The organism is Alphaproteobacteria bacterium PA2, assembly GCA_002256425.1.
In the GTDB taxonomy this organism is placed as follows: Bacteria; Pseudomonadota; Alphaproteobacteria; order Caulobacterales; family Caulobacteraceae; genus Phenylobacterium.
In genome coordinates, this window is sequence record NKIZ01000001.1 from 1,292,227 (window position 1) to 1,313,289 (window position 21,063).

The window sequence follows — 21,063 nt, forward strand, 5'->3', positions numbered from 1 at the left end:
ATCGTCGTGGGGGTCTGGGGCCGGGGCGATCACCCTGACCGAGGCGAAAAGACCGGTCCTGAATTCAATTGACGGAACCGCCGGGCGCGTCAAATCTCGGTTTGTCTTTATTTCCCGGCATAAGACGATCTGGGCTCAAGAATAGGCCTTGAAATCAACCCATTGCCGGGGCACACGGGCGCCAATCTTGCACGCGGGGATTGGAGTCCATGCGAGTCTTGCGGTCGTGGCCCGAAATGGCGCCGACCCGGGATGAACCAGGGCTTCCGTTTCCGTTTTCGATCCCCCAAGGGCAATCATGATTTCGTCCCTCTTCGGCGCCATCTCGAACGACATCGCCATCGACCTCGGCACGGCTAACACCCTGATTTACATGAAGGGTAAGGGCATTGTGCTCAATGAGCCCTCCGTGGTCGCCCTGCGCAATGTCGGCGGTCGGAAGATCGTCCACGCCGTGGGCGTCGACGCCAAGCAGATGCTGGGCCGGACCCCGGGTCACATGGAAGCCATCCGCCCCCTCCGGGACGGCGTGATCGCCGACTTCGAAGTGGCCGAAGAGATGATCAAGTACTTCATCCGCAAGGTTCACAACCGCAAGGGCTTCGTGAACCCCAAGATCGTGGTCTGCGTGCCCTTCGGCGCCACCGCCGTGGAACGTCGCGCCATCAATGACAGCTGCCTGAACGCCGGCGGCCGTCGTGTGGGCCTGATCGATGAGCCCATGGCTGCCGCCATTGGCGCCGGCCTGCCCATCCATGAGCCCACCGGCTCCATGGTCGTCGACATCGGCGGCGGCACCACCGAGGTGGCCGTGCTGTCCCTGTCGGGCATTGTCTATTCCCGCTCGGTCCGGGTCGGCGGCGACAAGATGGACGAAGCCATCATTTCGTACATGCGCCGTAACCATAACCTGCTGATCGGCGAAACCACTGCTGAACGGATCAAGAAGGAAATCGGCACGGCCCGGGCTCCGGCCGAGGGCGATGGCCTTTCCATCGAGGTGAAGGGACGCGATCTGATGCAGGGAGTTCCCAGGGAAGTGCGGGTGTCTGAGCGTCAGGCCGCCGACGCCCTGGCCGAGCCCGTGGGTCAGATCATCGAGGCGGTGAAGATCGCCCTCGAAGCCACGCCTCCGGAGCTGGCTTCCGACATCGCCGACAAGGGCATCATGCTCACCGGCGGCGGCGCCCTGCTGCGCGGCCTGGACGCCGAGATCCGCGACCATACCGGCCTGCCGGTGACCGTGGCCGATGATCCCCTGTCCTGCGTCGCCCTGGGTTGCGGCAAGGTGCTCGAGCATCCCAAGTGGATGAAGGGCGTCATGGAAAACACCTTCGCCTGATCATTGGCGGTGACATTACGAGGTCTCGTTGGCGCTTCGCGATAACCCCTTCAGCGAACTGAGGTTGCCGTTGCTGCTCAGTGCTGCGGCGGCCCTTGTCATCGCGCTGGTGGTTGGCGTGACCATGCTGCTTTCGGATCGCCGGGAAACCCTGCAGACCCAGGCCTATGGTGTGACGCGCAGGATGGGCGATCGTGTCGTCGCGCCGGTTTCCAGCTGGATTTCGGCGCCCTCACGGTGGGGTCAGGCGGGCTCCGGGGCGATCAGCCAGTACTTCTTCGCCGTCTCAGAAAACCGCCGCCTGAGAGCTGAACTCAAGGCGGCCCAGTCCTGGCGGACAAATGCGATTGCGCTGCAGGACACCAATGACCGCTATCGCGCCCTGCTGGGACTCAAGGTCAATCCGCCCATCGACATGGTGTCCGGTCTCGCGGTCGCTGACTCCCGGGGGCCCTTCGCCAATTCCCGCCTGATCAATGTCGGGTCCGAGGCCAGGGTCGAGGTCGGCAATCCGGTCATGAACGAGAATGGCCTGGTGGGGCGTGTCGTGGGCGTCGCTGAAGGGGTCAGCCGGGTCCTGTTGTTGACAGACGTCGCCTCGCGGACCCCCGTTCTGGTGGATCGGACCAATTCCAGGGCCATACTGATCGGCGATGGCGGCCCGAACCCGCGACTGGACTATCTTCGCGGCCAGGACCCGGTGAAGGAAAACGATCCCATTCTGACCTCTGGCGATGGCGGGGTCCTGCCTCGGGGCATTCCGATCGGTCGGGCGGTGAAGGGTCTGGATGGTCGCTGGAGGGTGGTCCTGGCGGCGGATTCAGGGTCCATCGACTATGTCCGCGTCCTGCTGTTCAAGGATTTCCGGCAACTGGCCAATACCCCACGGCTCGATGAACCGCCTCCACCGCCGCCGCCGACAACTCCGGCTGTTGCAGCTGCGCCTGTCGCCAGCCCGCCCACAGCGGCGCCTGCTTCGCCAACGACCACCTCCAGCCCGTCGCTCCCTGCGGCCCTGAAGCCCGCGGCGGTCGTCAGGCCAACCACGCCAAAGCCTGCCGCCCCCAAGCCCCCCACGGTCAAACCCGCCGTAAATCCGCGGCCCGCTGCGGTCGCGGCGACGGCTGCTCCTGCGGCGGATGAAGGGGACATACCCCATTGAGTATGACCCTGGCGCAGCCCCTGACACCGCTTCGCTGGATTGTCATTCCGGCCCTCCAGGTGGTCGTCGCCACCTGGCTTTTCACCATGCCCCTGCAGTTGTTTGGCCTGCGGCCTCCGGAACCGGTCTTCGCCATGGTGCTGGCCTTTGCCTGGGCGGTGATCCGGCCCTCTGTCCTGGCGCCTTTCTGCCTGCTGCTTCTGGGCATTGGCATGGACCTTCTGTGGGGCTCACCCCTGGGCCTGTGGTCTGTCGCCATGCTGATCCCCTATGGCGCGGTCCTGTCGGTCAGAAACATGCTGATGGGCCAGCAGTTCCCGGTCCTCTGGCTGGGCTTCGCCGTGGCCTGCGGCATGGCTGAACTGACCGGTGTTCTCGTGACCCAGATCCTCGCCCATGCGACTCCGCAGATCCTTGGCGTCTTCTATCAGTGGGGGGTGACGGTTGCGCTCTATCCCCTGGCGCACAGACTGATCGAGCGCTTTGACGACGCTGACGTCCGGTTCCGGTAGGGCGACATGAGCGAGCCGTCGATCTTCTTTTCCGAAGTAAACCAGCGCCAGGGCGTGTTCCACCGACGCGCCTTCCTGTTCGGCGGCCTGGCGGGCGCGGGTATAGCCGCTCTCGGTGGTCGCCTAGCCTATCTGCAGTTGCTCGAGTCCTCGCGATACGAAAAGCTGTCTGTCTCGAACCAGTTCAACTTCCGCCTTACCCCACCGCCGCGGGGCGTGATTGTCGACCGCAACGGGGTGGTCCTGGCGACGAACCGACCCAATTTCCGGCTGATGATGTCGCGGGACGACAGTGACAAGCCCTACGAGACCATCAAGGCCCTGGCCCAGTTTGTGCCGCTCGACGAGGCCCGCCAGAAGCGGCTGACCCGCGATCTCAAGCAGTCGCCGAGGGGCACGCCGATCCCGGTGATGGAAGACCTGACCTGGGAGCAGTTCTCGGCGATAAACATCCGTGCGCCGCAGCTGCCCGGCGTCACAGCCGATATGGGCGAGGTTCGGGTCTATCCCCATGGCGGCGCCTTTGCGCACGTGATTGGCTATGTGGCCAAGGTGAACCAGAACGATCTGCAGCCGACCGGACCGAATTCCGAGCCGATCATGCTGCATCCGGGCTTCCGGATAGGCCGTCAGGGGGTTGAAAAGGCGTTTGACCTGGACCTGCGCGGCAAGCCGGGCGCCCAGAAGGTCGAGGTTGATGCGAGGGGCAGGGAAGTCCGACAGGCCCCCGGCGGCGACATCCCCGCCACACCGGGCCGGGAGATCAAGCTGACCCTGGACTCCGACATCCAGACCCGGGCCATGGAGGTGTTTGGCGAGGAAAGCGGTGCTGCGGTGATGATGGATTGTCGCTCGGGCGACATCCTGTGCCTGTATTCAGGGCCGAGTTTCGACGCAAACAAGTTTGTCAAAGGCCTTACCGGGCCCGAATACCGCGCCCTGTCGCAGTATGACCGCAAGCCCCTGTTCAACAAGGCTTTGACAGCGACCTATCCTCCCGGCTCGACCTTCAAGACCATGGTGGCCCTTGCCGCCCTGTCGGCCGGTGTCGATCCGGAAGAGACCCATGTGTGCAATGGCGCCTGGCTCTTTGGAGGCCGGGTTTTCCACTGCGACAAGCACCACGGCGTGGTCAATATGCGCACCGCCATCGTGACCTCCTGCGATGTCTATTTCTACAAGGTTTCCCTGCGCCTCGGGCCGGACAAAATTGCCAAGGTGGCCAGGAGTTTCGGGCTCGGAGAGATCTTCGACCTGGGCATACCGGGACAGAAGGCCGGCCTTGTGCCCGATCTGGCCTACAAGCGTCGAACCTTCAAAAAGGATCCGGTCTGGCATCCCGGCGAGACGCCCAGCATGGGCATTGGCCAGGGCTATACAAACCTCAACGCCCTGCAGCTCTGCGTCATGGTCGCCCGGCTGGCCAATGCGGACAAGGCTCTGCATCCCCGTCTGATCGAGTCCATAGGCGGGGTGGAGCAGCCCTCCGGCGCCCTGGCTGACGAACTGCCGTTCGCCAAGGACCATATCCACTTCGTGCGGGACGCCATGGCGTCGGTGACGGAAACGGGCACCGCGGCGGCGACCGCGCAGCTGGGCCTTGGGTCGATCAAGATGGCGGGAAAGACCGGCACCGCCCAGGCCCACACCTATCGACCGGGGGAACGCACCTCCCGAACCCTCGCCTGGGAGCGTCGGGACCACGCCTGGTTCGTCGCCTTCGCCCCCTATGATGATCCCAGATACGCCATCAGCGTCCTTGTGGAGCACGGAGGTTTTGGCGCAGCGGCGGCGGCGCCCCGGGCGCGGGAAATCATGCGGGTCGCCTTGCTCAAGGACCCGGAGCTGCGCAGCCGTATCGAGCAGCCCACCCCAATGCCAGTCATACCTGATCAACCTGCCGAGGGCGCTGCACCCCAGGAGCCGACGCCGCTTGAGGCGGGGGCTGCGCCGCCACCAACGTCCCGTCCAGCAGGCACACCATGACCGTCAGCGCCCTGACACGCCCCGGCGAACGGGACCGTCTTTCCGTCAAGTTCGCCGAGATCGACTGGCTCTTCTGCCTCGTCCTTTGCCTGATCGCCGGCACAGGCGCCTTGATGATGTTCTCGATCGCAGGGTCAAGCTGGCAGCCCTGGGCGGCAAATCATCTGACAAAATTCGGGCTCTTCTTCGTTCTGATGATCTGCCTGGCCCTGGTTGATCTTCGGGTCTGGTTTGCGGCGGCCTATCCAATCTACATCGTCGGCCTTGTCCTTCTGATCGCCGTCGATCTGTTTGGCGAGGTCCGTCTGGGCGCCCGCCGCTGGCTTGAACTGGGCCCGCTTGGCAGCTTTCAGCCCTCTGAGATCATGAAGCTGGGACTTGTTCTGGCCCTGGGCCGTTTTTATCACAGCATTTCAGCCCAGAGGGCGCGGATGTCCTGGTGGCTGCTGATACCAGCGGTGATGATCGCCGCTCCGGTGCTTCTGGTGGCCCATCAGCCCGACCTTGGCACGGCGGTTCTCCTGACCCTGACCGGGCTCTCTGTTGTGATCCTGGCCGGCCTGGCCTGGCGGATCATCCTGGCGGGTGTCCTCTCCGTTGCTGCAGCCATACCTCCCATGGTGATGTTCGTTCTGCACGACTATCAGCGGGACCGGATCTTCACCTTCCTGTCCCCGGAAAAGGACCCCTCGGGCTCGGGCTATCATATCCTTCAGTCCAAGATCGCCTTGGGATCGGGCGGGCTGCTGGGCAAGGGCTATGGGCTGGGGTCACAGAGTCAGCTCAACTTCCTGCCTGAGAAACAGACCGACTTCATCTTCGCCACCCTGGCGGAAGAGTTCGGCTTTGTGGGCTGCATGTCGGTGCTTCTGTTCTATGCGGCCATCATCTTCATGGCCCTTCAGACCGCCTCCCGCACCCATTCGCACTTTGGTCGCCTGGCGGCCTCGGGGGTGACGGCGACCTTTGCATTTTACGTCCTGATCAATGGGGCGATGGTCATGGGGCTGGCGCCGGTGGTCGGCGTGCCCATGCCCATGCTGTCCTATGGCGGTACGGTCATGCTCACCGTGATGATCGGCTTTGGCCTGGTCCAGTCGACCAGGGTGCACCGGTACACTGAAGTCACCAGCGGCAAGGGCGCTCTCCTCTAGGGCGGTCGGACGCGCGGCAAGGGAAGGCCTGGCATGCGGGAATTCAGAACCCTCGACCTCGGCGGGATCAGGCTCAGGGCGGCGATTGAGGGGCAGGGGCCTCTGGTCATCATGGTCCACGGCTTTCCGGAGAGCTGGTACTCCTGGCGCCATCAGATGACCCCCGTCGCCGAGGCCGGATTCACCGCCTGCGCCATCGATGTCCGCGGTTATGGGGGATCAGACAAGCCCTTGCCGGTGGAAGCCTATGCCATGGAGCACATGGTCGCCGACCTTGCCGGCGTCGCAGAGCTTCTGCAGCCCGAAGCCCCGGCCATCCTGCTGGGCCATGACTGGGGTGCGCCCATGGTGTGGAACGCCGCCCTGACCCGGCCAGAACGGTTTTCCGCGGTCGGCGCCTTGTCGGTTCCTTATCTCGGCGTGGCCAGCCGACCGTTTTCCGAGATATTCAACGCCCTGTTCACGGCCAAGAACCGGTTCTTCTACCAGGCCTATTTCCAGGCTGAAGGCATAGCCGAGGCAGAGGCGGAGGCGGATGTCCCCGGCTTCCTGCGCAAGTTCGTCTATGCGATTTCCGGAGATGCCCCCGAGGGGACCTGGCCCAACAACAAGACGGCCTCGGATCCGCTTCTGCTGGGCCTGACCGATCCGGATCCCTTCCCCGCCTGGATGACCGAAGCCGACCTGGACTATTATGAGAGCCAGTTCCGGGAGTCAGGCCTGCGCGGACCCATCAACCGGTATCGCAATCACGAGGCTGACCACGCCTGGCTGACCCCTTTCAAGGACACCCAGATCCTGCAGCCGGCCTTCTTCGTGTCCGGCACGAAGGACATGGCCTTCAACATGCTGGGCGGCGCCGACCCCATCGCCATCATGCGCACCAAGGTTCCCAACCTGCAGGTCGCTGACGTCCTCGAAGGTTGCGGCCACTGGACCCAGCAGGAGCGGCCTGACGAAGTGAATGCCCGACTGATCCCCTGGCTGAAGGGGCTATAGCCCTAAAGACGCCGCGCTCAGGCAGGATCGATGGTCAGCCGCTCGAACTGCCCCTGGTTCGTCGTTTCAAGCATCAGCTCCCGCGCCTCCAGGTCGGCGGATCTAAGAGCAGGCTCAGTCTCACTGCCAAGCACTCCAACGGACATGTCGAAGATGGTTCTGATAAGGCCCGCATTGACCCTGTTGACCAGTGGGGCCCCGGTCACTGCGGGGCTGGCCTGGATTTCCAGCAGCCAGGGATGGCCGTCCTCATCGACCAGCACGTCCATGCCGAAGACCTTGGGCGGAAAGGCGCGTCGCGGGCCGGCATCGGACCATCGTTGGAAAAAGCCGTCTTGTCTGAGGATCTTCAGAAAGCCGCATGCCAGATCGCTGATTTCCCTGAACACCGCCTGGCTGTCCCCGCCATCCTGATCCATCCTTCGGAAGAACCCCGCCAGACTCCAGATCATGCCCTCATCGTCCCTGTCGGGATCCTGGGAGATTTTCAGATCAGGATGGCTCGCATGCAGGGCGGTGTTGGTCACATGCATGCTGATGTCGCCCAGCCGCTCGGGCCGGGGGTCGTAGGGTTCCGGGGCAAACCTTACAATGCCGTCGCGGTAGATGTAGGCGCGCAGGGGGTCGGCGCTTGTGATCAGCACATAGATCCGGAGATGGCCCTTGCGACCGTCAATCAGATAGGGCCGGTCGACATAGCGCTGGACGACGGTGTCCGTCCGGTTTGCAGCTGAGGCCAGATCGGCTGTCACTGAAATGCCCTGTCCCCCGGATCCGTTATTCGGTTTCACGATGAACAGGGCGCCGTCGGTTCCGGCCGCGGCCCGGGCCTCCAGAGCTTTCCGCTCCCCGGGAAGTATGAAGGTCTCAGGGAAGCGCAAGGCGCCGGGCAGGGCGGACAGACCTCGCCGCATCAGGTCGGCCAGCCGTCCCTTGTCAGCGAGCATCAGCCACTCGTGGAAGGTATGGGACTGCGCCCTTTCCGCCAGCCATGAGGAGGTCCGCACAGGGGCGGCGGCATAGGCGTCCAGAAGAACCCTGGCCGGTCGATCAGCTTCCTGCGGACGCCCCGCATCGCGTAGGGCGAGCATCAATCCCCGATTTGAAGCCAGGCGTTCCGTGCTCTCTGCGGAAGCCTGGGCGAGGACTCGTCCATAGATTTCGATCGCCCGCTCCAGGTTCCCAAGCCTGTGCTCGACATTGGCCAGATGATTGGCGGCGTTCACGCTCGATGTGGCGGCAAAGGCCTGCTGGTAGGCTGTTCTGGCCGCAAGATTGTCGCCGTTGGCCAGGGTCGCGAACGCCAGATTGTTGAGACCGGTCCGATGGTCGGGGGCCAGTGAAAGCAGCCGCCTGTAGGCTCTTATGGCGTCGGGATATTCCAGGGTCCGAAGGTAGGAGACGGCCAGAAGCTCCCATGCCTCCATCGAGTCCGGCAGGGCCGACGTGAGGTCCAGCAGCAGGCTTCGCGCGGTCTCGCGATCGGTCTCGATCAGGCCAATCAGTTCCTCCCGGAGCGGCATCAGATCCTTCTGTCCTAGAGCCGCAGGGCTTCGTCAGTCGCCCGGACCAGGCCGTCGACTATGCCGGGCTCGGTTGAGGCGTGGCCTGCGTCCCAGATCACCGACATCCGCGCCTTTGGCCAGGCGGCCGAAAGTTTGTAGGCGCTGTCCATGGGGGTCACCACATCGAACCGGCCCTGGACGATCCAGCCGGGAATGTCCTTGATCTTGTGGGCGTTCTTCAGGATCCAGCCGTCCTCGTTCATGAAGCCCCTGTTGACGAAGAAGTGGCACTCGATCCGCGCAAAGGCGATGGCGAAGTCCACGTCATTGAACTTGCTGGGCCGGGCTTCAGGTCCGCGGATGGAGATGGTGTCGCCCTCCCACTGGCTCCAGGCCTGGGCTGCAATAGCCTGGACCTTGCGGTCAGGATCGATCAGTCGCCTGTGATAGGCCAGCATGAGGTTGTCGCGCTCATCCTGCGGAATGGGCTCGAGATATTTCGCCCAGGCGTCCGGGAACAGCATGGAGGCGCCGTCCTGGTAGAACCAGGAGACCTCGCGTTCGGTCAGCAGGAATATGCCCCGCAGGACCAGGGCCTCGACCCGGTCAGGGTGCATGATGGCGTAGGCCAGGGCCAGGGTGGAACCCCAGGAGCCGCCAAACACGGTCCACTTCTCAATACCCAGGTGCTCCCGCAGGCGTTCGATGTCGGCGATCAGCGACCAGGTGGTGTTGTCTTCCAGGCTGGCATTGGGCTCGGAGCGTCCGCAACCCCTCTGGTCGAACAGCACCATCCGCCATTTGTCGGGGTCGAAGAACCGACGCATGGTCGAGTTGATGGCGCCGCCCGGGCCGCCATGCAGGATCACACAGGGCTTGCCCCCCGGCGCGCCGCACTGCTCGTAGAAGATCCGGTGCGGGCCGTCTGTTGAGAGGAAACCCTCATTGAAGGGTTCGTTCTCGCGGAACAGGCCCCGACGACCGGCGGTCGCGGAAAAGGACGAAGGGGAAGAGCCTTGATGCATCCGCCCATTAGGGGCGGCGGCGGCCCGAGTTCAACCCCGCTCGGCTATTTCGGAAACTTGCGCGTCATCCAGTCAATGACCAGCCGGTTCACCTCTTCAGGCTTTTCCTGCTGGGTCCAGTGACCGCTTTCCAGCACCAGGGCCTTCTCCAGATCGGGAACATAGGCCTCCATGCCGTCGGCCATGGCCGGGGACAGGACCACGTCCTTCTCGGCCATGATCATCAGGCAGGGCATGCCCTCGACCTTGGTGGGCAGGTCGGCGGACCGCTCCCAGTTGCGGGTGAAGTTCCGGTACCAGTTGATGCCGCCGGTGAAGCCTGTGGCCTCGAAGCTTTCCACAAAGGCCGCCAGTTCCTCAGCGTTCAGCAGCTGATGGCTGGTGTCGGATTTGTCCCAGGCGGCCAGGGCGTCGCCGAAGGCGAAGCTGCCCTGGGTGGATGTCGGCGCATCGCCGCCGGTGTCGAGGGCGCCCGTCGTTTTGGGGGCGTCAGCTGCAGCAGCCTCGACGGCTGCGGGGCGGCGCATGAAGAAGCGCATGGTCTTGTCCACATCGGCGCCCAGGGCGGCGTCGGCAATGCCGGGCTTCTGGAACCAGACAATGTACATGTCCTCGCCAAAAGCCATGCGCATGCCGGCGATGGGGTCAAACTGACCCCTCGGCAGGAAGGGCGTATTGACCCCGATGATCCCGGCGCACCGGCTGTGGTGGCGAAGGGGCATCTGCCAGACCACCAGTCCGCCCCAGTCATGGCCGCAGAACACCGCCTTTTCGACGCCCAGATGGTCCAGCAGGCCGACCAGATCGCCGGTCAGGTGGTCCAGGTCATAGTCCGTCACCTTCTCCGGGCAGGAGGTCAGGCCATAGCCCCGCTGGTCAGGCGCAATGGCCCAGATCCCGGCCGCCTCGCAGGCCGTCAGCTGATGGCGCCAGGAAAAGGCCAGCTCGGGAAAGCCGTGGCAGAAGATGACCGGCGTTCCGGTGCGGGGACCCACCTCGTAATAGGCCATGTCGATCCCGTTGACCTTGGCGTACTGGACCGGCGGCATCTGGCTGGCGAGGGCGGACATGGGCGATCTCCTTTTGTGCAATTCATAGTCATTGGGTTCCGCCTGCGGAAGGCAAGCCTTTGCAGATTCGGCAAACCGACTAAAAGACCCCGATGAGCCAGTCCCCCGCCGCTTCGCCTGAAAAGGTCCCCTGGGGACTGGTTATCCTGCTGGGGTCGATGACCGCCTTCGGGCCCATGGCCATCGACATGTACCTGCCCAGTCTTCCGACCATCGGCGCGTCCCTGAACGCCACGGCGGGCCAGACCCAGGCGACCATGGGCGCCTTTCTGGCGGGCATGGCCATTGGCCAGTTCTTCTATGGCCCGGCCTCCGACCGGATCGGCCGCAAGGCGCCGGTCCTGCTGGGGGCAGGGGTTTTCGCCCTGGCTTCGGTGATCTGCGCCAACGCCACCTCGATCGAAATGCTGCTGGGCGCCCGTTTCCTTCAGGCCCTGGGCGCCTGTTCGGGCGCTGTGGTGGCGCGGGCCATTGTCCGGGACCTGTACAACCACACAGAGACGGCCCGCATGCTGTCCCTGCTGACCCTGGTCATGGGTCTGGCGCCGATCCTGGCCCCCCTGCTGGGCGGTTTCCTGATGACCATCGGCGGATGGCAGGCCAACTTCTGGGCGCAGATGGTTTTTGGCCTGGCGGTGGGCGCCGCCACGCTCTTCCAGCTCAAGGAGTCGCGGTCGGAAGCGACAGCCGTCCAGGCGCGGTCGGAAAATCCCCTTCAGGCCTATGGCGCCCTGATCCGGCAGCGCCGGTTGGTCGGCTATACCCTGGCCGGCGCGCTGAACGGCGCGGCCCTGTTCACCTATGTCTCGTCCTCGCCGGAACTGCTGATCAAGACCTATGGGATCAGCCCGCAGATGTTCGGCTGGGTCTTTGGTCTGAACGCCGTAGGGATTATCGGCGGCGGGCAGGTCAACCGCTATGTCCTGCGGACCTACACCCCCGATCAGGTTTTGAGGGCGGCCAGCCTTTGCGCGGCTGTAGTGGCCTTCGTCCTGGTCCTGGCGGCGACGACCGGGATCGGCGGGGCATGGACGGTAATGCCGCTCTTGTTCCTGCTGCTCTCCAGCTTCGGCTTCATGCAGGGCAACACCATGGCCGGCGCCCTCAATGTCGACCCTCTGCGCGCCGGATCCATCTCGGCCCTCATGGGCGGAGTGTCCTTCGCCAGCGGAGCCCTGGCCTCGACGGCGGTGGGGATCTTCCACGACGGAACAGCCCGGCCCATGGCCATGACGATTCTGATCGCTGTCCTGGGTTCGGCCCTGACCCTTCGGATGCTGGCCCTGCCGCGTCGTTAGGTCTCCTTCGCCCCCTCCAGGTGGGCCTCAGCCACAGCTGATCGCACCGGATGGTCGATGTCCCTGGCCGCCCAGGCCAGAACCAGCCAGCCAGCCAGGAACATCAGGCCGCCGATCGGCGTGATCATCCCCAGCCACCGGGGCGCGCCAAAGGCCATTGCATAGAGCGAGCCGGAAAACAGCAGGGTGCCGGGCAGGAAGAGGGCCGGGGCGAACCGTGCCCGACGACCGCCCATCTGCATGAAGGCCGCAGCCGCGAAGGTGGCCATGGTATGCATGAACTCGTACTGGGCGCCGGTCTTCAGCCACTCTTTCGCCGCCGGGTCCTTTACCCCGTGAGTGGCGAAGGCGCCGACAGCGACGGCGAGAAAGCCGCTCAGGGCGGCAATCATCATCCATTGTCGGCGCGGCATCAGCCCCAGACCTGCGGCTTGCGACCCGCCCAGGGGACTTCCTTTTCCAGCTGGGCGGCCAGGCGGAAGAGGGTCGCCTCATCGGCATAGCGCGAGGTGAACATCATGCCGATCGGCAGGCCCCTTGAGTCCGTTTCCAGCGGCAGGGAGATGGAGGGCTGGCCCGAGAAGTTGAAGGGCGGGGTATAGGGGAAGACCTGACCCTGGCGGCGATTGACCTCCTTGGGTTCGTGATCCACGGGGCTCAGATAGCCGATCTCGGGAACCGGGGTTCCCAGCACCGGGCTGAGATAGACATCCCAGTCATTGAAGAAGGCCAGGGTTACCCGGTTCAGCCGCCGCAGGTCCTGCCAGCCCTTGAAGGCCATTTCGCCGGTCACCTTGCGACCGCCCTTGAGGGAGGCCCAGGTCAGGGGCTCAAGTTCATCGGGCTCGGGCTCGCGGCCCACCTGCTCGATCAGCTTGCCCATGCCGGCGGCGAAGTTGGCGCCCGACACCGGGCCCCGCGCCGCATAGAGGGCCCGGTAGTCGATGCCCAGACCCTTTTCCACGACCTCATGGCCCAGTTGCTTCAGGACATCGGCGGTCCGCTCCAGGGCGGCCTGGACTTCCGGATCAATGGGCCGGCCTGAGGCGGTCTCGGACGACCAGGCGATGCGGAGCTTGCCCGGCGAACGGGTGATCTCCTCCATGTAGGGCGCGGCCTTGGGCGGGAAGGGATAGGGCGAGGACGGGTCCTCCACGCCCGTGGCGTCCAGCATGGCGGCGCTGTCGCGGACCGTCCGGCTGACCACGTGGTCCACCACAAAGCCCATGGCGTAGTCGAAGTCGTCGGGCAGGTTGAGATTGCGGTCCTTGTTGACCTTCAGCCCCACCAGGCCGCAGCAGGCGGCGGGAATGCGGATGGAGCCAAGGCCGTCAGAGGCATGGGCCATGGGCACAATGCCCGCCGCCACGGCCGAGGCCGACCCGCCGGAGGATCCGCCAGAAATGTGGTTCGGGTTCCAGGGATTGCGGCAGGGCCCCAGATGAGCGCTCTCGGTCGTGCCCGTAATGCCGTATTCCGGGGTATTGGTCTTGCCCAGCGGGATGACCCCCGACCGGCGATAGGCCGCCGTCAGGCCGCCGTCCTCGGTGTCGACGATGTGGCGGGCGAAACGGCTGCCCGAGCTGCGCGGCCAGCCGGCCACCGGCATGCCCAGGTCCTTGATCAGGAAGGGCACGCCCTTGAAGGGGCCGTCGGGCAGTGGGCCTTTGGCGCGGTCCCGGGCCTCATCAAAGGCCGTGTGGACTACGGCGTTCAGGGTCGGGTTATGGCGCTCGATCCGTTCGACGGCGCAGTCCACCAGTTCGAGGGGGGTGGTCTCGCCCTTGGCCACCAGGGCCGCCAGGGCCACGCCGTCGTGGTCGCTGTAATCGGATCGGCTCATGATCTTGTCTTTCGGTAAGGGTCAGCGAAGGCCGGTGGCGGCCAGGAAGGCCATCTTCTCGATAGGCGCCAGGGTCGGAGCCTGCCGCTTGAGTTCGGCGAATGAGTCTTCGGCCGCGTTCAGGGCCTGATCGATGTCGGTCTCGGTCATGGCCGCGCAGAGGAACATGTTGTGCCAGGGGTGCACATAGACCCCCCTGGCCAGCATGGCGCTGGACCAGCAGAAGCCCTTGCGCAGGTCCACATCATCTTCGAACAGGAAGAGGGGCATCTGGACAGGGCCGGAAACCTTGAAGCCGAAGCCGGCGGCGGCCGCCCTTTCCGTCAGACCATTGGCCAGACGCTCGCCCAGGCCCTGGAGCCGCTCCAGATAGTTGGAGTTCTGCACCAGCTTCAGGGTCTCAAGAGCCGCCGCCATGGGGGCGGCCTGATACCAGAAGGATCCGGTGACATAGATCGAGGCGGCGGCCTTGCGCACCTTTTCCGAGCCCATCAGCATGGAGATCGGGTGGCCGTTGGCGATGCACTTGCCCCAGGTGGACAGGTCCGGCTGGATCCCGATCCGGGCCCAGCTGCAGTCCCGGGCCAGGCGCAGACCCGCCCGCACATCATCGACAATCAGCAGGGCGCCGGTCTGGTCGCAGAGTTCCCGCGCCCGGGTCGCATAGGCCAGGTCGGGCTCAGCCTGGTCGATGAAGGCGTCATGTTTGAAGGGGGCGGCGAAGATGGCGGCCAGGTCATCGCCGGCTTCGGCCACGGCGGCTTCCAGACTGGCCACATCGTTATAGTCGCAGAGGATCTGGTGGGCCCGGTCCGAGGGCAGGGCGCCGGTCGGGCGCGGCGTGCACCAGGGCGCGGCGCCGTGATAGGCGCCCTTGGCCCGGATGATGGTCTTGCGTTTGGTGTGGGCCCGGGCGGCGATCAGGGCCATGGAGGTGGCGTCCGTCCCGTTCTTGCAGAAGATCGCCCAGGCGGCGTGGTCCACCTGCGCCACCCATCCTTCGGCCAGGGCCACCATCAGCTCGGTCGGGCCAGTCAGGGTGTCCCCCAGGCTCAGCTGCTTCGCAAAGGCGGCGTCAATGTCGGGATGGCCATAGCCGAACAGGTTCGGACCATAGGCGCACATGAAGTCCAGATAGCGATTGCCGTCGACGTCCCACAGGTGGGCGCCCTTGGCCCGGGAGAAGAACTGCGGATAGTCGTCCGGCAGCATGGCCGTGGACTGGTGGCCGAACATGCCGCCGGGGATGACGGCCGCGGCGCGGTCGCGCAGGGCGCGGTCATGGCTGTTGTGAAGGGTCATGGTCAGGCGCTCGCAACACAGAGGGTTGCAGACCTTACGCCGCTTACGGCGCTCGGCAACAGGGACGCAGCGTCAATCCCGACTCACCTTAGGTCGGAAAGGCATGTGGGGCCCCATTCTTCTCGGCTTGTTCTACGCCGCCATCTATGTGGGCAATGGCGCCTCGACGCCCTATGCGCCGGTCTGGTTCCAGCACCGGGGGCTGACCGGCGCCCAGATCGGCCTGATCCTGTCGGCGCCCATGCTGGCCCGGATGTTCACTGCACCCCTGCTGGGTCTCTGGGCCGACAGCTTCAAACTCAGACGCACGCCCCTGATGCTCATGGGTCTGGCCACGGCGGGCTGCTATGCCCTGATGGCGCCGCCTATGGGCTTCTGGGGCTGGTTCGCCATCTGGTTTGCGGCCAGCTCGCTCTTCGCCGCCCTGCCGCCCCTGACCGATGTCATCATCCTCAACCGCGCCCGCCTGGACGGCTTCAACTATGGCTGGCCAAGGGGCATTGGCTCGGCCGCCTTCATCATGGCCAATATCGCCATGGGGGCCATTCTGGTCAGTCACTCTCCCGAACTGGTCCTGGTCTGGATGGTGGCCGCCGCCCTGCTGGCGGCGGCAGGCGCCCGCTTCCTCCTGCCCGCCGATCCGGTCGCCGCCGAGGGTGGGCACGCCAACGCCGCGGACCGACGGGCCGGATTGATGGAGCTGATCCGGGACCCGGACTTCATGCTGGTGGTGGTGTCGGCCGGCCTCATCCAGTCGGCCCACGCCTTCTACTACGGCTTCGCCAGCCTGTCCTGGAAGGCCCAGGGTGTGCCCGAGAACCTCACCGGCTGGCTCTGGGCCGCCGGGGTCGTCGTCGAGGTGGTCTTCCTCTGGTTCATGGAGCCCTGGCGGCGGAAGATGGGTCCGCGCAACCTGCTGGTCCTGGGTGGTGTTGCGGGCCTGGTCCGCTGGACCGTGCTCGCCTTTTCGCCGCCCCTCTGGATGGTCTTCCCCATCCAGGCCCTGCACACCCTGACCTATGCCGCCACCTTCGTCGCCAGCCTGCAGCTGGTGGAACGCCTGTCCAAACCCGCCAACGCCTCCAGCGCCCAGCTGATCAACTCAGCCCTGCAGGGCGGCATGCTCATGGGCCTGGCGACCATGGGGTCGGGCGTCCTGTTCGATCACTTTGCGGCCAAGGGATATCTGGCCATGACCGTGATGACGGCGGTGGGACTTGCGGGGGCGGTGCGGCTCTATGGGGTCAAGCGGCTGGATGGGTGAGGTTACGTAAGTGTTCTGGATTGAAGCCGAAGGGCCTGGCCGCCTCAGCATTGCAGCACGCCCGCGGGCAGGCGATTGGCTGGAGGATGAAGTCTCCTTCTGGCGGCAGGGCGGAGTCGACATTGTCGTCAGCCTGCTTGAGGCGCACGAGATTTTCGATTTGGATCTCCGTCGAGAGGCGGAAGTTTGTGAGGCGGCGGGAATGACCTTCCTGTCCCTGCCAATTCCTGATCGGGGCGTCCCGGAGTCGCTTGCAAGAACGCGCGAGCTCATCCTCGCCTGTCAGACGCAGCTTTTGGAGGGCAAGGGGGTCTTGGTGCACTGCCGCGCCGGAATTGGTCGTTCGTCGATGATCGCGGCCTGCATCCTTAAGTCCAAGGGATTAGCGGCCGAAGCTGCCTTTGCACTGATTTCGGTGGCTCGTGGCCTTACAGTTCCAGATACCCCGGGACAGGCGCAATGGGCGGATGATTTCACCCTTGGCTAGGATGATCTGGCCCCTGCTTGACGTCCCTGGGGTCGACACCCGGCTGCTCGGACCAGCCGATGCTGAGGCGCTGGATGGCCTGCACTTCGCATGCGCCGAATTCGTCGAACTGATAGAGGGCCGACCGCCCGCATCAGGCGATGGTCAACGTCTGTTGTCTGACAGGCCCGAAGGGTGTTCTCCGGAGGACAAACTCGTTTTTGGCCTCTTCCACTCGGGGCGTCTGGTGGGGGCGATTGATCTCCTCCGCAACTATCCTGAGCCGCGGCGCTGGTATCTGGGATTGCTGATGCTTGCCCCTGATGTGCGGGATCGCGGCCTTGGAACCCGAACTGTCACGGTGCTTGGAGACTGGATTCATCAGCAGAATGCCCAATCCATCCGGCTCATTGTTCAGGATGACAACCCTCTGGCGCAGCAGTTTTGGCTCCGCCAGGGCTTTGCGATTGTCGGATCAACGGTCCACCACAGCGCAGCGAAGGAGAGCTGCGTCTTTCAATTGGAGTGCAACCTCGCCACCTTGTGAGCTAGGGTTTTCCGGGGGTTTCAAGCCATGGCCAGGATCGTTTGTGAGTGGGGTTTGGCAGGGATCGAAGCCTGGGCTTCGCAGGCCAGCGCCTTTGTCATTGTTGATGTTCTGTCCTTCTCCACGGCCGTAAGCATCGCCGTGGACCGAGGGGCCTCAATCATCCCGTTTCCTTTCGATGACTCAGAGGCAGCAGCTGAGGAGGCAGACCGGCGCGGCGCCCAGCTGGCGACGCCCAAGAGGGCCATGGGCGGCCAGTTCAGCCTCTCGCCCGCCAGTCTGCGAAGTTTGGAGCCCGGCAGTCTGCTCGTTCTACCCTCGCCGAATGGATCCCGCCTTTCCCTTGCGACTGGCTGCGTTCCAACTGCGACCGCCTGCCTGAGAAATTTCGAGATTGTCGCGGCTTGGGCCAAGATCGTCGCTGGTGATGGAGTGATAGCGGTCATTGCGGCCGGCGAACGCTGGCCAGACAATAGTCTTCGCCCCGCCATTGAGGATTGGCTCGGGGCTGGTTCCGTCATCTCCGCCCTGGCAGGCGAAGAAAACTCCGAGGCCACAAGCGCAAGGCGACTTTTTGAAATTTCACGCAATGACCTGCCCAGACTGATCTCTCAATGTGTTTCCGGGAGAGAGCTCTTCGACCGGGGCTTTGGACAGGATGTCGAGATTGCGCTGGAGATCGGAGCTGGCAATAGCGCCGCCATCCTCGAGAATGGAGCCTATGGTGCCTGGTCCCAATGCGACGGTCGTGTGTGACTTCTACTGTCGTCTACTTTAGGTCTCCATTAAGCCAACGAGATAGTCGGAAGGTCTGCGCTATGCATTTGGTCGGCGTCGTTGAAGCCAAGAACCGCCTGACGGCCCTGCTGAATGAGGTCGAAGGCGGCGGCGAGGTGATCATCACACGTCGTGGCAAGCCCATTGCCCGCTTGGCGCCCCTTGAGTCCGGTTTCAAGCGGGCCAAGGCCCGAGCTGCCGCTGACGGGCTTAGGGCCGCAAGCCAGAGACTTTCCCTGAGCGGCCTCACGATCCGGGACCTAGTCAGTAAAGGCCGCAGGTGACCTTCATCGTTGATGACTCGGCGGCTCGGGCCTGGCGCCGCCCGGGCCGCTGGCGTGGCCCTGCTGCATTGTGGCTAGCCCCAAAACACCAACCCCTGACCCGACGACAGCCTTGCCTCGCCCCGCTGAACCGCGACAATGGGGAAAACAGGGAGATCGCTCATGCGTGCGCTGGAAGTCAAAGAGCCTTGGGGCGTTGATCAACTGAATGTCGTCGAGCGCGATGCGCCGACCCCGGGACATGGTCAGGTCCTGGTGCGGATGAAGGCCATTTCCCTGAACTATCGTGACCTGTTGATGGTGGGTGGCGCCTATGGCCGCGGTCCGGCTCAAGGCGGGGCGGTTACACCCTTCTCCGACGCCTGCGGGGTGGTCGAGGCCGTAGGCCCGGGGGTGACCCGGGTGGCGGTGGGCGACCGGGTTTCGACCCTCTTCTTCCAGAACTGGGTGTCCGGGAAGCCTGACCTGGCCAAGCTGACAAGCGCCCTGGGTTTCCCCGTTCCCGGCGCCGGGGCCGAACTGCAGGTCTTCAGCCAGGAGGGGGTGTCCAGGGTTCCCGACTTCCTGACCGACGAGCAGGTGGCGACATTGCCGTGCGCGGCGCTCACCGCCTGGCGCGGTCTGTTCGTAGACGCCAGCCTCGAGCCTGGCGACACGGTCGTGCTGCAAGGCACAGGCGGGGTCTCGATCTTTGGCCTTCAGTTCGCCAAGGCGGCGGGCCTCAGGACCATCATCACCTCATCGTCCGATGAGAAGCTGGAGCGGGCCAGGGCCCTGGGCGCCGATCACACCATCAACTATCGCGAGACGCCGGACTGGTCAGGACCCGTTCGGGCAGCGACCAACGGCGTTGGGGCGGACTTCGTCATGGAAGTCGGTGGGGCCGGCACCATCCAGCAGACCCTTCGCGCCATCAAGATCGGCGGCCACATAGCCATCATCGGCGTGGTGGCCGCCGGGGGCGAGGGGATCAATCCAGCGGTCCTGATCGGCAACAGCGCGAAAATGCAGGGCCTGTCAGTGGGGTCGCGGGACATGTTCGAGGCCATGTGCCGCTCGATCGAGCTGAGCAGGATCACACCCGTGGTGGACAAGGTCTTCCCCTGGACCGAGGCCCGGGCGGCGTTTGAGTCCATGCGCGGCGGCGAGCACTTCGGAAAGATCGTCCTGACCTTCTAGTTGGTCACATCCGGAGAGGCCGCTCCCCGGATGCCTGGCCAGCGCACAGCCTTACGAACTGGACCCCGGCCTCCGCCGGGGTGACCGGTGGAGGGGGCTGGTCCGCGGAAGAACTCCAACTCCCGGTCATACCGGCGGAGGCCGGTATCCAGTTCGTAGGTCACGGTGTGTCCGGAGAGGCCGCTCCCCGGATGCATGACCAGCACAAAGCCCCATGAACTGGACCCCGGCCTCCGCCGGGGTGACCAGCGCAGCGGGGGCCTTGCCGCTTCTGATCAGACCATGTTCTCATGGGGTCATGGTGCGACTGATCCTGACCTATGGCGCGGTGCTTGGCGGGCTGGCCCTGGCGCTGGGCGGGCTGCAGGTTGCGAGCATTCTTCGCCCGGACCTCAACATCCTGATCGCGGCCCTGGTCGGTGCGGTCTTTCTGGCGCTTGGACTTGTTATTGGCCTGTCGCTTCACCGCAGGCGACTGCCCGAACCTGGCTCCGGCCCCCTCAGCCCCCGGGAACTTGAGGTCCTGACCCTTGTGGGGGAGGGGCGGCCCAACAAGGTCATTGCCCGCGCCCTGGCGATTTCGCCCAATACCGTAAAGACCCATCTGGCCCGCATATTCGAGAAGGTCGGCGCCCGGAACAGAACCCAGGCCCTGGTCCGGGCGCGGGAGCTGGGAATTCTGCCGTGAATTCAGCGGGTCACCCATTTGGGCGACTATCCTGACCCAAACCCTGAAGCTAGGTTTTCGGCATCTTGAAACCGCGCAGGTCCTTCCATGCTTCGTTTGATCCTCATCTATGGCCTGATCTCCGGCCTTGTCATCGAGGCAGCCACCCTCATCGGCATTGTGGCCGGAGCCGAGAATGGCGTCTCTGTCTGGCTGGGTTATCTGGTCATGCTGGCGGGTCTGACCCTGGTCTTCGCAGGGGTGAAGCGTTACCGCGACGATCTGCCTGAAGGTCGCATCAGTTTCCTGAAGGCCCTGGGCGTCGGCCTGGGCATAGCCGGTGTGGCCAACGTCATCTATGTCCTCGGGTGGGAGATCTACCTCGCCGCCACGGGGTACAGATTCATCGACGAGTATGCGGCGTCCCTGCTGGCCAGCCATGCGCAGGATGCACCCGCCGCCCTGGCCAAGGTCCAGGCCCAGGTCGATGATATGCGTAAGCTCTACGCAAACCCGGTCTCCCGCATGGGGGTGACCTTCATCGAAATGGCGCCGGTAGGGGTCGGGGTTTCCATCCTGTCCGCCGCCCTGTTGCGCTTCCCGAAGGTCTGGCCCCGCAAACAGTCAGTCTGATTTCGAGACCGACCACGGCCATGTCCGAAAACCGCGAGACTTCGGCGC

Annotated in this window: 21 protein-coding genes; 15 read left to right on the forward strand and 6 right to left on the reverse strand. The window is 64.6% G+C overall.

What is annotated here, in order from left to right; genetic code table 11:
- The first annotated feature begins 298 nt into the window (after nt 1–298).
- The 6 genes from CFE28_06295 to CFE28_06320 are packed head-to-tail and all read left to right on the forward strand — an operon-like array spanning nt 299 to nt 7,155.
- A complete protein-coding gene (locus CFE28_06295) occupies nt 299–1,342 on the forward strand; it encodes a rod shape-determining protein (GenBank protein OYU69642.1) in 1,044 nt (347 codons plus the stop codon).
- Between the two features lie 28 nt (nt 1,343–1,370).
- Nucleotides 1,371–2,504, forward strand: a complete 1,134-nt coding sequence (locus tag CFE28_06300; GenBank protein ID OYU69643.1) for a rod shape-determining protein MreC — start codon at nt 1,371–1,373, stop codon at nt 2,502–2,504.
- Nucleotides 2,501–3,016, forward strand: coding sequence for a hypothetical protein (locus tag CFE28_06305; protein ID OYU69644.1), 516 nt, complete (start codon nt 2,501–2,503; stop codon nt 3,014–3,016). The genes CFE28_06300 and CFE28_06305 overlap by 4 nt, the downstream gene beginning before the upstream one ends.
- A 6-nt stretch (nt 3,017–3,022) precedes the next feature.
- Entirely contained in the window at nt 3,023–5,002 is a 1,980-nt protein-coding gene (mrdA, locus tag CFE28_06310; GenBank protein ID OYU69645.1) for a penicillin-binding protein 2, read from the forward strand.
- The gene (locus CFE28_06315) at nt 4,999–6,156 is read left to right on the forward strand and encodes a rod shape-determining protein RodA (protein ID OYU69646.1); all 1,158 of its coding nucleotides are present in this window, start codon (nt 4,999–5,001) and stop codon (nt 6,154–6,156) included. The genes mrdA and CFE28_06315 overlap by 4 nt, the downstream gene beginning before the upstream one ends.
- A gap of 33 nt (nt 6,157–6,189) precedes the next feature.
- Nucleotides 6,190–7,155 carry an epoxide hydrolase gene (locus CFE28_06320; protein OYU69647.1) on the forward strand — a complete coding sequence of 322 codons (966 nt, stop codon included), beginning with the start codon at nt 6,190–6,192 and terminating at the stop codon, nt 7,153–7,155.
- A gap of 17 nt (nt 7,156–7,172) precedes the next feature.
- Here the strand turns inward: CFE28_06320 and CFE28_06325 are convergent, their stop codons facing one another.
- The 3 genes from CFE28_06325 to CFE28_06335 are packed head-to-tail and all read right to left on the reverse strand — an operon-like array spanning nt 7,173 to nt 10,755.
- On the reverse strand, nt 7,173–8,678 hold the full coding sequence (locus CFE28_06325; protein ID OYU69648.1) for a hypothetical protein: 1,506 nt from the start codon (nt 8,676–8,678) through the stop codon (nt 7,173–7,175).
- Nucleotides 8,679–8,692: 14 nt separating this feature from the next.
- Nucleotides 8,693–9,685 (reverse strand): prolyl aminopeptidase, encoded by a 993-nt coding sequence (gene pip / locus CFE28_06330; protein OYU69649.1) that lies wholly within the window; start codon nt 9,683–9,685, stop codon nt 8,693–8,695.
- 44 nt (nt 9,686–9,729) lie between these two features.
- On the reverse strand, nt 9,730–10,755 hold the full coding sequence (locus CFE28_06335; GenBank protein ID OYU69650.1) for an epoxide hydrolase: 1,026 nt from the start codon (nt 10,753–10,755) through the stop codon (nt 9,730–9,732).
- Nucleotides 10,756–10,847: 92 nt separating this feature from the next.
- Between CFE28_06335 and CFE28_06340 the strand changes: the two genes are divergently transcribed.
- On the forward strand, nt 10,848–12,053 hold the full coding sequence (locus tag CFE28_06340; protein OYU69651.1) for a Bcr/CflA family drug resistance efflux transporter: 1,206 nt from the start codon (nt 10,848–10,850) through the stop codon (nt 12,051–12,053).
- Here the strand turns inward: CFE28_06340 and CFE28_06345 are convergent.
- The 3 genes from CFE28_06345 to CFE28_06355 are packed head-to-tail and all read right to left on the reverse strand — an operon-like array spanning nt 12,050 to nt 15,198.
- Entirely contained in the window at nt 12,050–12,466 is a 417-nt protein-coding gene (locus tag CFE28_06345) for a hypothetical protein (GenBank protein ID OYU69652.1), read from the reverse strand. The two genes, CFE28_06340 and CFE28_06345, sit on opposite strands and share 4 nt — an antisense overlap.
- Nucleotides 12,466–13,899 (reverse strand): 6-aminohexanoate hydrolase, encoded by a 1,434-nt coding sequence (locus CFE28_06350; protein OYU69653.1) that lies wholly within the window; start codon nt 13,897–13,899, stop codon nt 12,466–12,468. The genes CFE28_06345 and CFE28_06350 overlap by 1 nt, the downstream gene beginning before the upstream one ends.
- Before the next feature lie 18 nt (nt 13,900–13,917).
- Nucleotides 13,918–15,198, reverse strand: coding sequence for a glutamate-1-semialdehyde 2,1-aminomutase (locus CFE28_06355; protein OYU69654.1), 1,281 nt, complete (start codon nt 15,196–15,198; stop codon nt 13,918–13,920).
- 103 nt (nt 15,199–15,301) lie between these two features.
- Between CFE28_06355 and CFE28_06360 the strand changes: the two genes are divergently transcribed.
- The 8 genes from CFE28_06360 (at nt 15,302) to CFE28_06395 (ending at nt 21,015) form a co-directional block, all read left to right on the forward strand.
- Nucleotides 15,302–16,462 carry an MFS transporter gene (locus CFE28_06360; protein ID OYU69655.1) on the forward strand — a complete coding sequence of 387 codons (1,161 nt, stop codon included), beginning with the start codon at nt 15,302–15,304 and terminating at the stop codon, nt 16,460–16,462.
- A gap of 10 nt (nt 16,463–16,472) precedes the next feature.
- Entirely contained in the window at nt 16,473–16,949 is a 477-nt protein-coding gene (locus CFE28_06365) for a tyrosine protein phosphatase (GenBank protein ID OYU69656.1), read from the forward strand.
- Nucleotides 16,930–17,475 (forward strand): hypothetical protein, encoded by a 546-nt coding sequence (locus CFE28_06370; protein OYU69657.1) that lies wholly within the window; start codon nt 16,930–16,932, stop codon nt 17,473–17,475. The genes CFE28_06365 and CFE28_06370 overlap by 20 nt, the downstream gene beginning before the upstream one ends.
- Nucleotides 17,476–17,502: 27 nt before the next feature.
- Entirely contained in the window at nt 17,503–18,231 is a 729-nt protein-coding gene (locus CFE28_06375; GenBank protein OYU69658.1) for a 2-phosphosulfolactate phosphatase, read from the forward strand.
- A gap of 62 nt (nt 18,232–18,293) precedes the next feature.
- Nucleotides 18,294–18,536, forward strand: coding sequence for a type II toxin-antitoxin system prevent-host-death family antitoxin (locus CFE28_06380; GenBank protein OYU69659.1), 243 nt, complete (start codon nt 18,294–18,296; stop codon nt 18,534–18,536).
- Nucleotides 18,537–18,698: 162 nt separating this feature from the next.
- A complete protein-coding gene (locus tag CFE28_06385; GenBank protein ID OYU69660.1) occupies nt 18,699–19,715 on the forward strand; it encodes an NAD(P)-dependent alcohol dehydrogenase in 1,017 nt (338 codons plus the stop codon).
- A gap of 214 nt (nt 19,716–19,929) precedes the next feature.
- Nucleotides 19,930–20,403, forward strand: a complete 474-nt coding sequence (locus CFE28_06390; protein OYU69661.1) for a helix-turn-helix transcriptional regulator — start codon at nt 19,930–19,932, stop codon at nt 20,401–20,403.
- 87 nt (nt 20,404–20,490) lie between these two features.
- The gene (locus tag CFE28_06395) at nt 20,491–21,015 is read left to right on the forward strand and encodes a DUF4199 domain-containing protein (protein OYU69662.1); all 525 of its coding nucleotides are present in this window, start codon (nt 20,491–20,493) and stop codon (nt 21,013–21,015) included.
- The last annotated feature ends 48 nt before the right edge of the window (nt 21,016–21,063 follow it).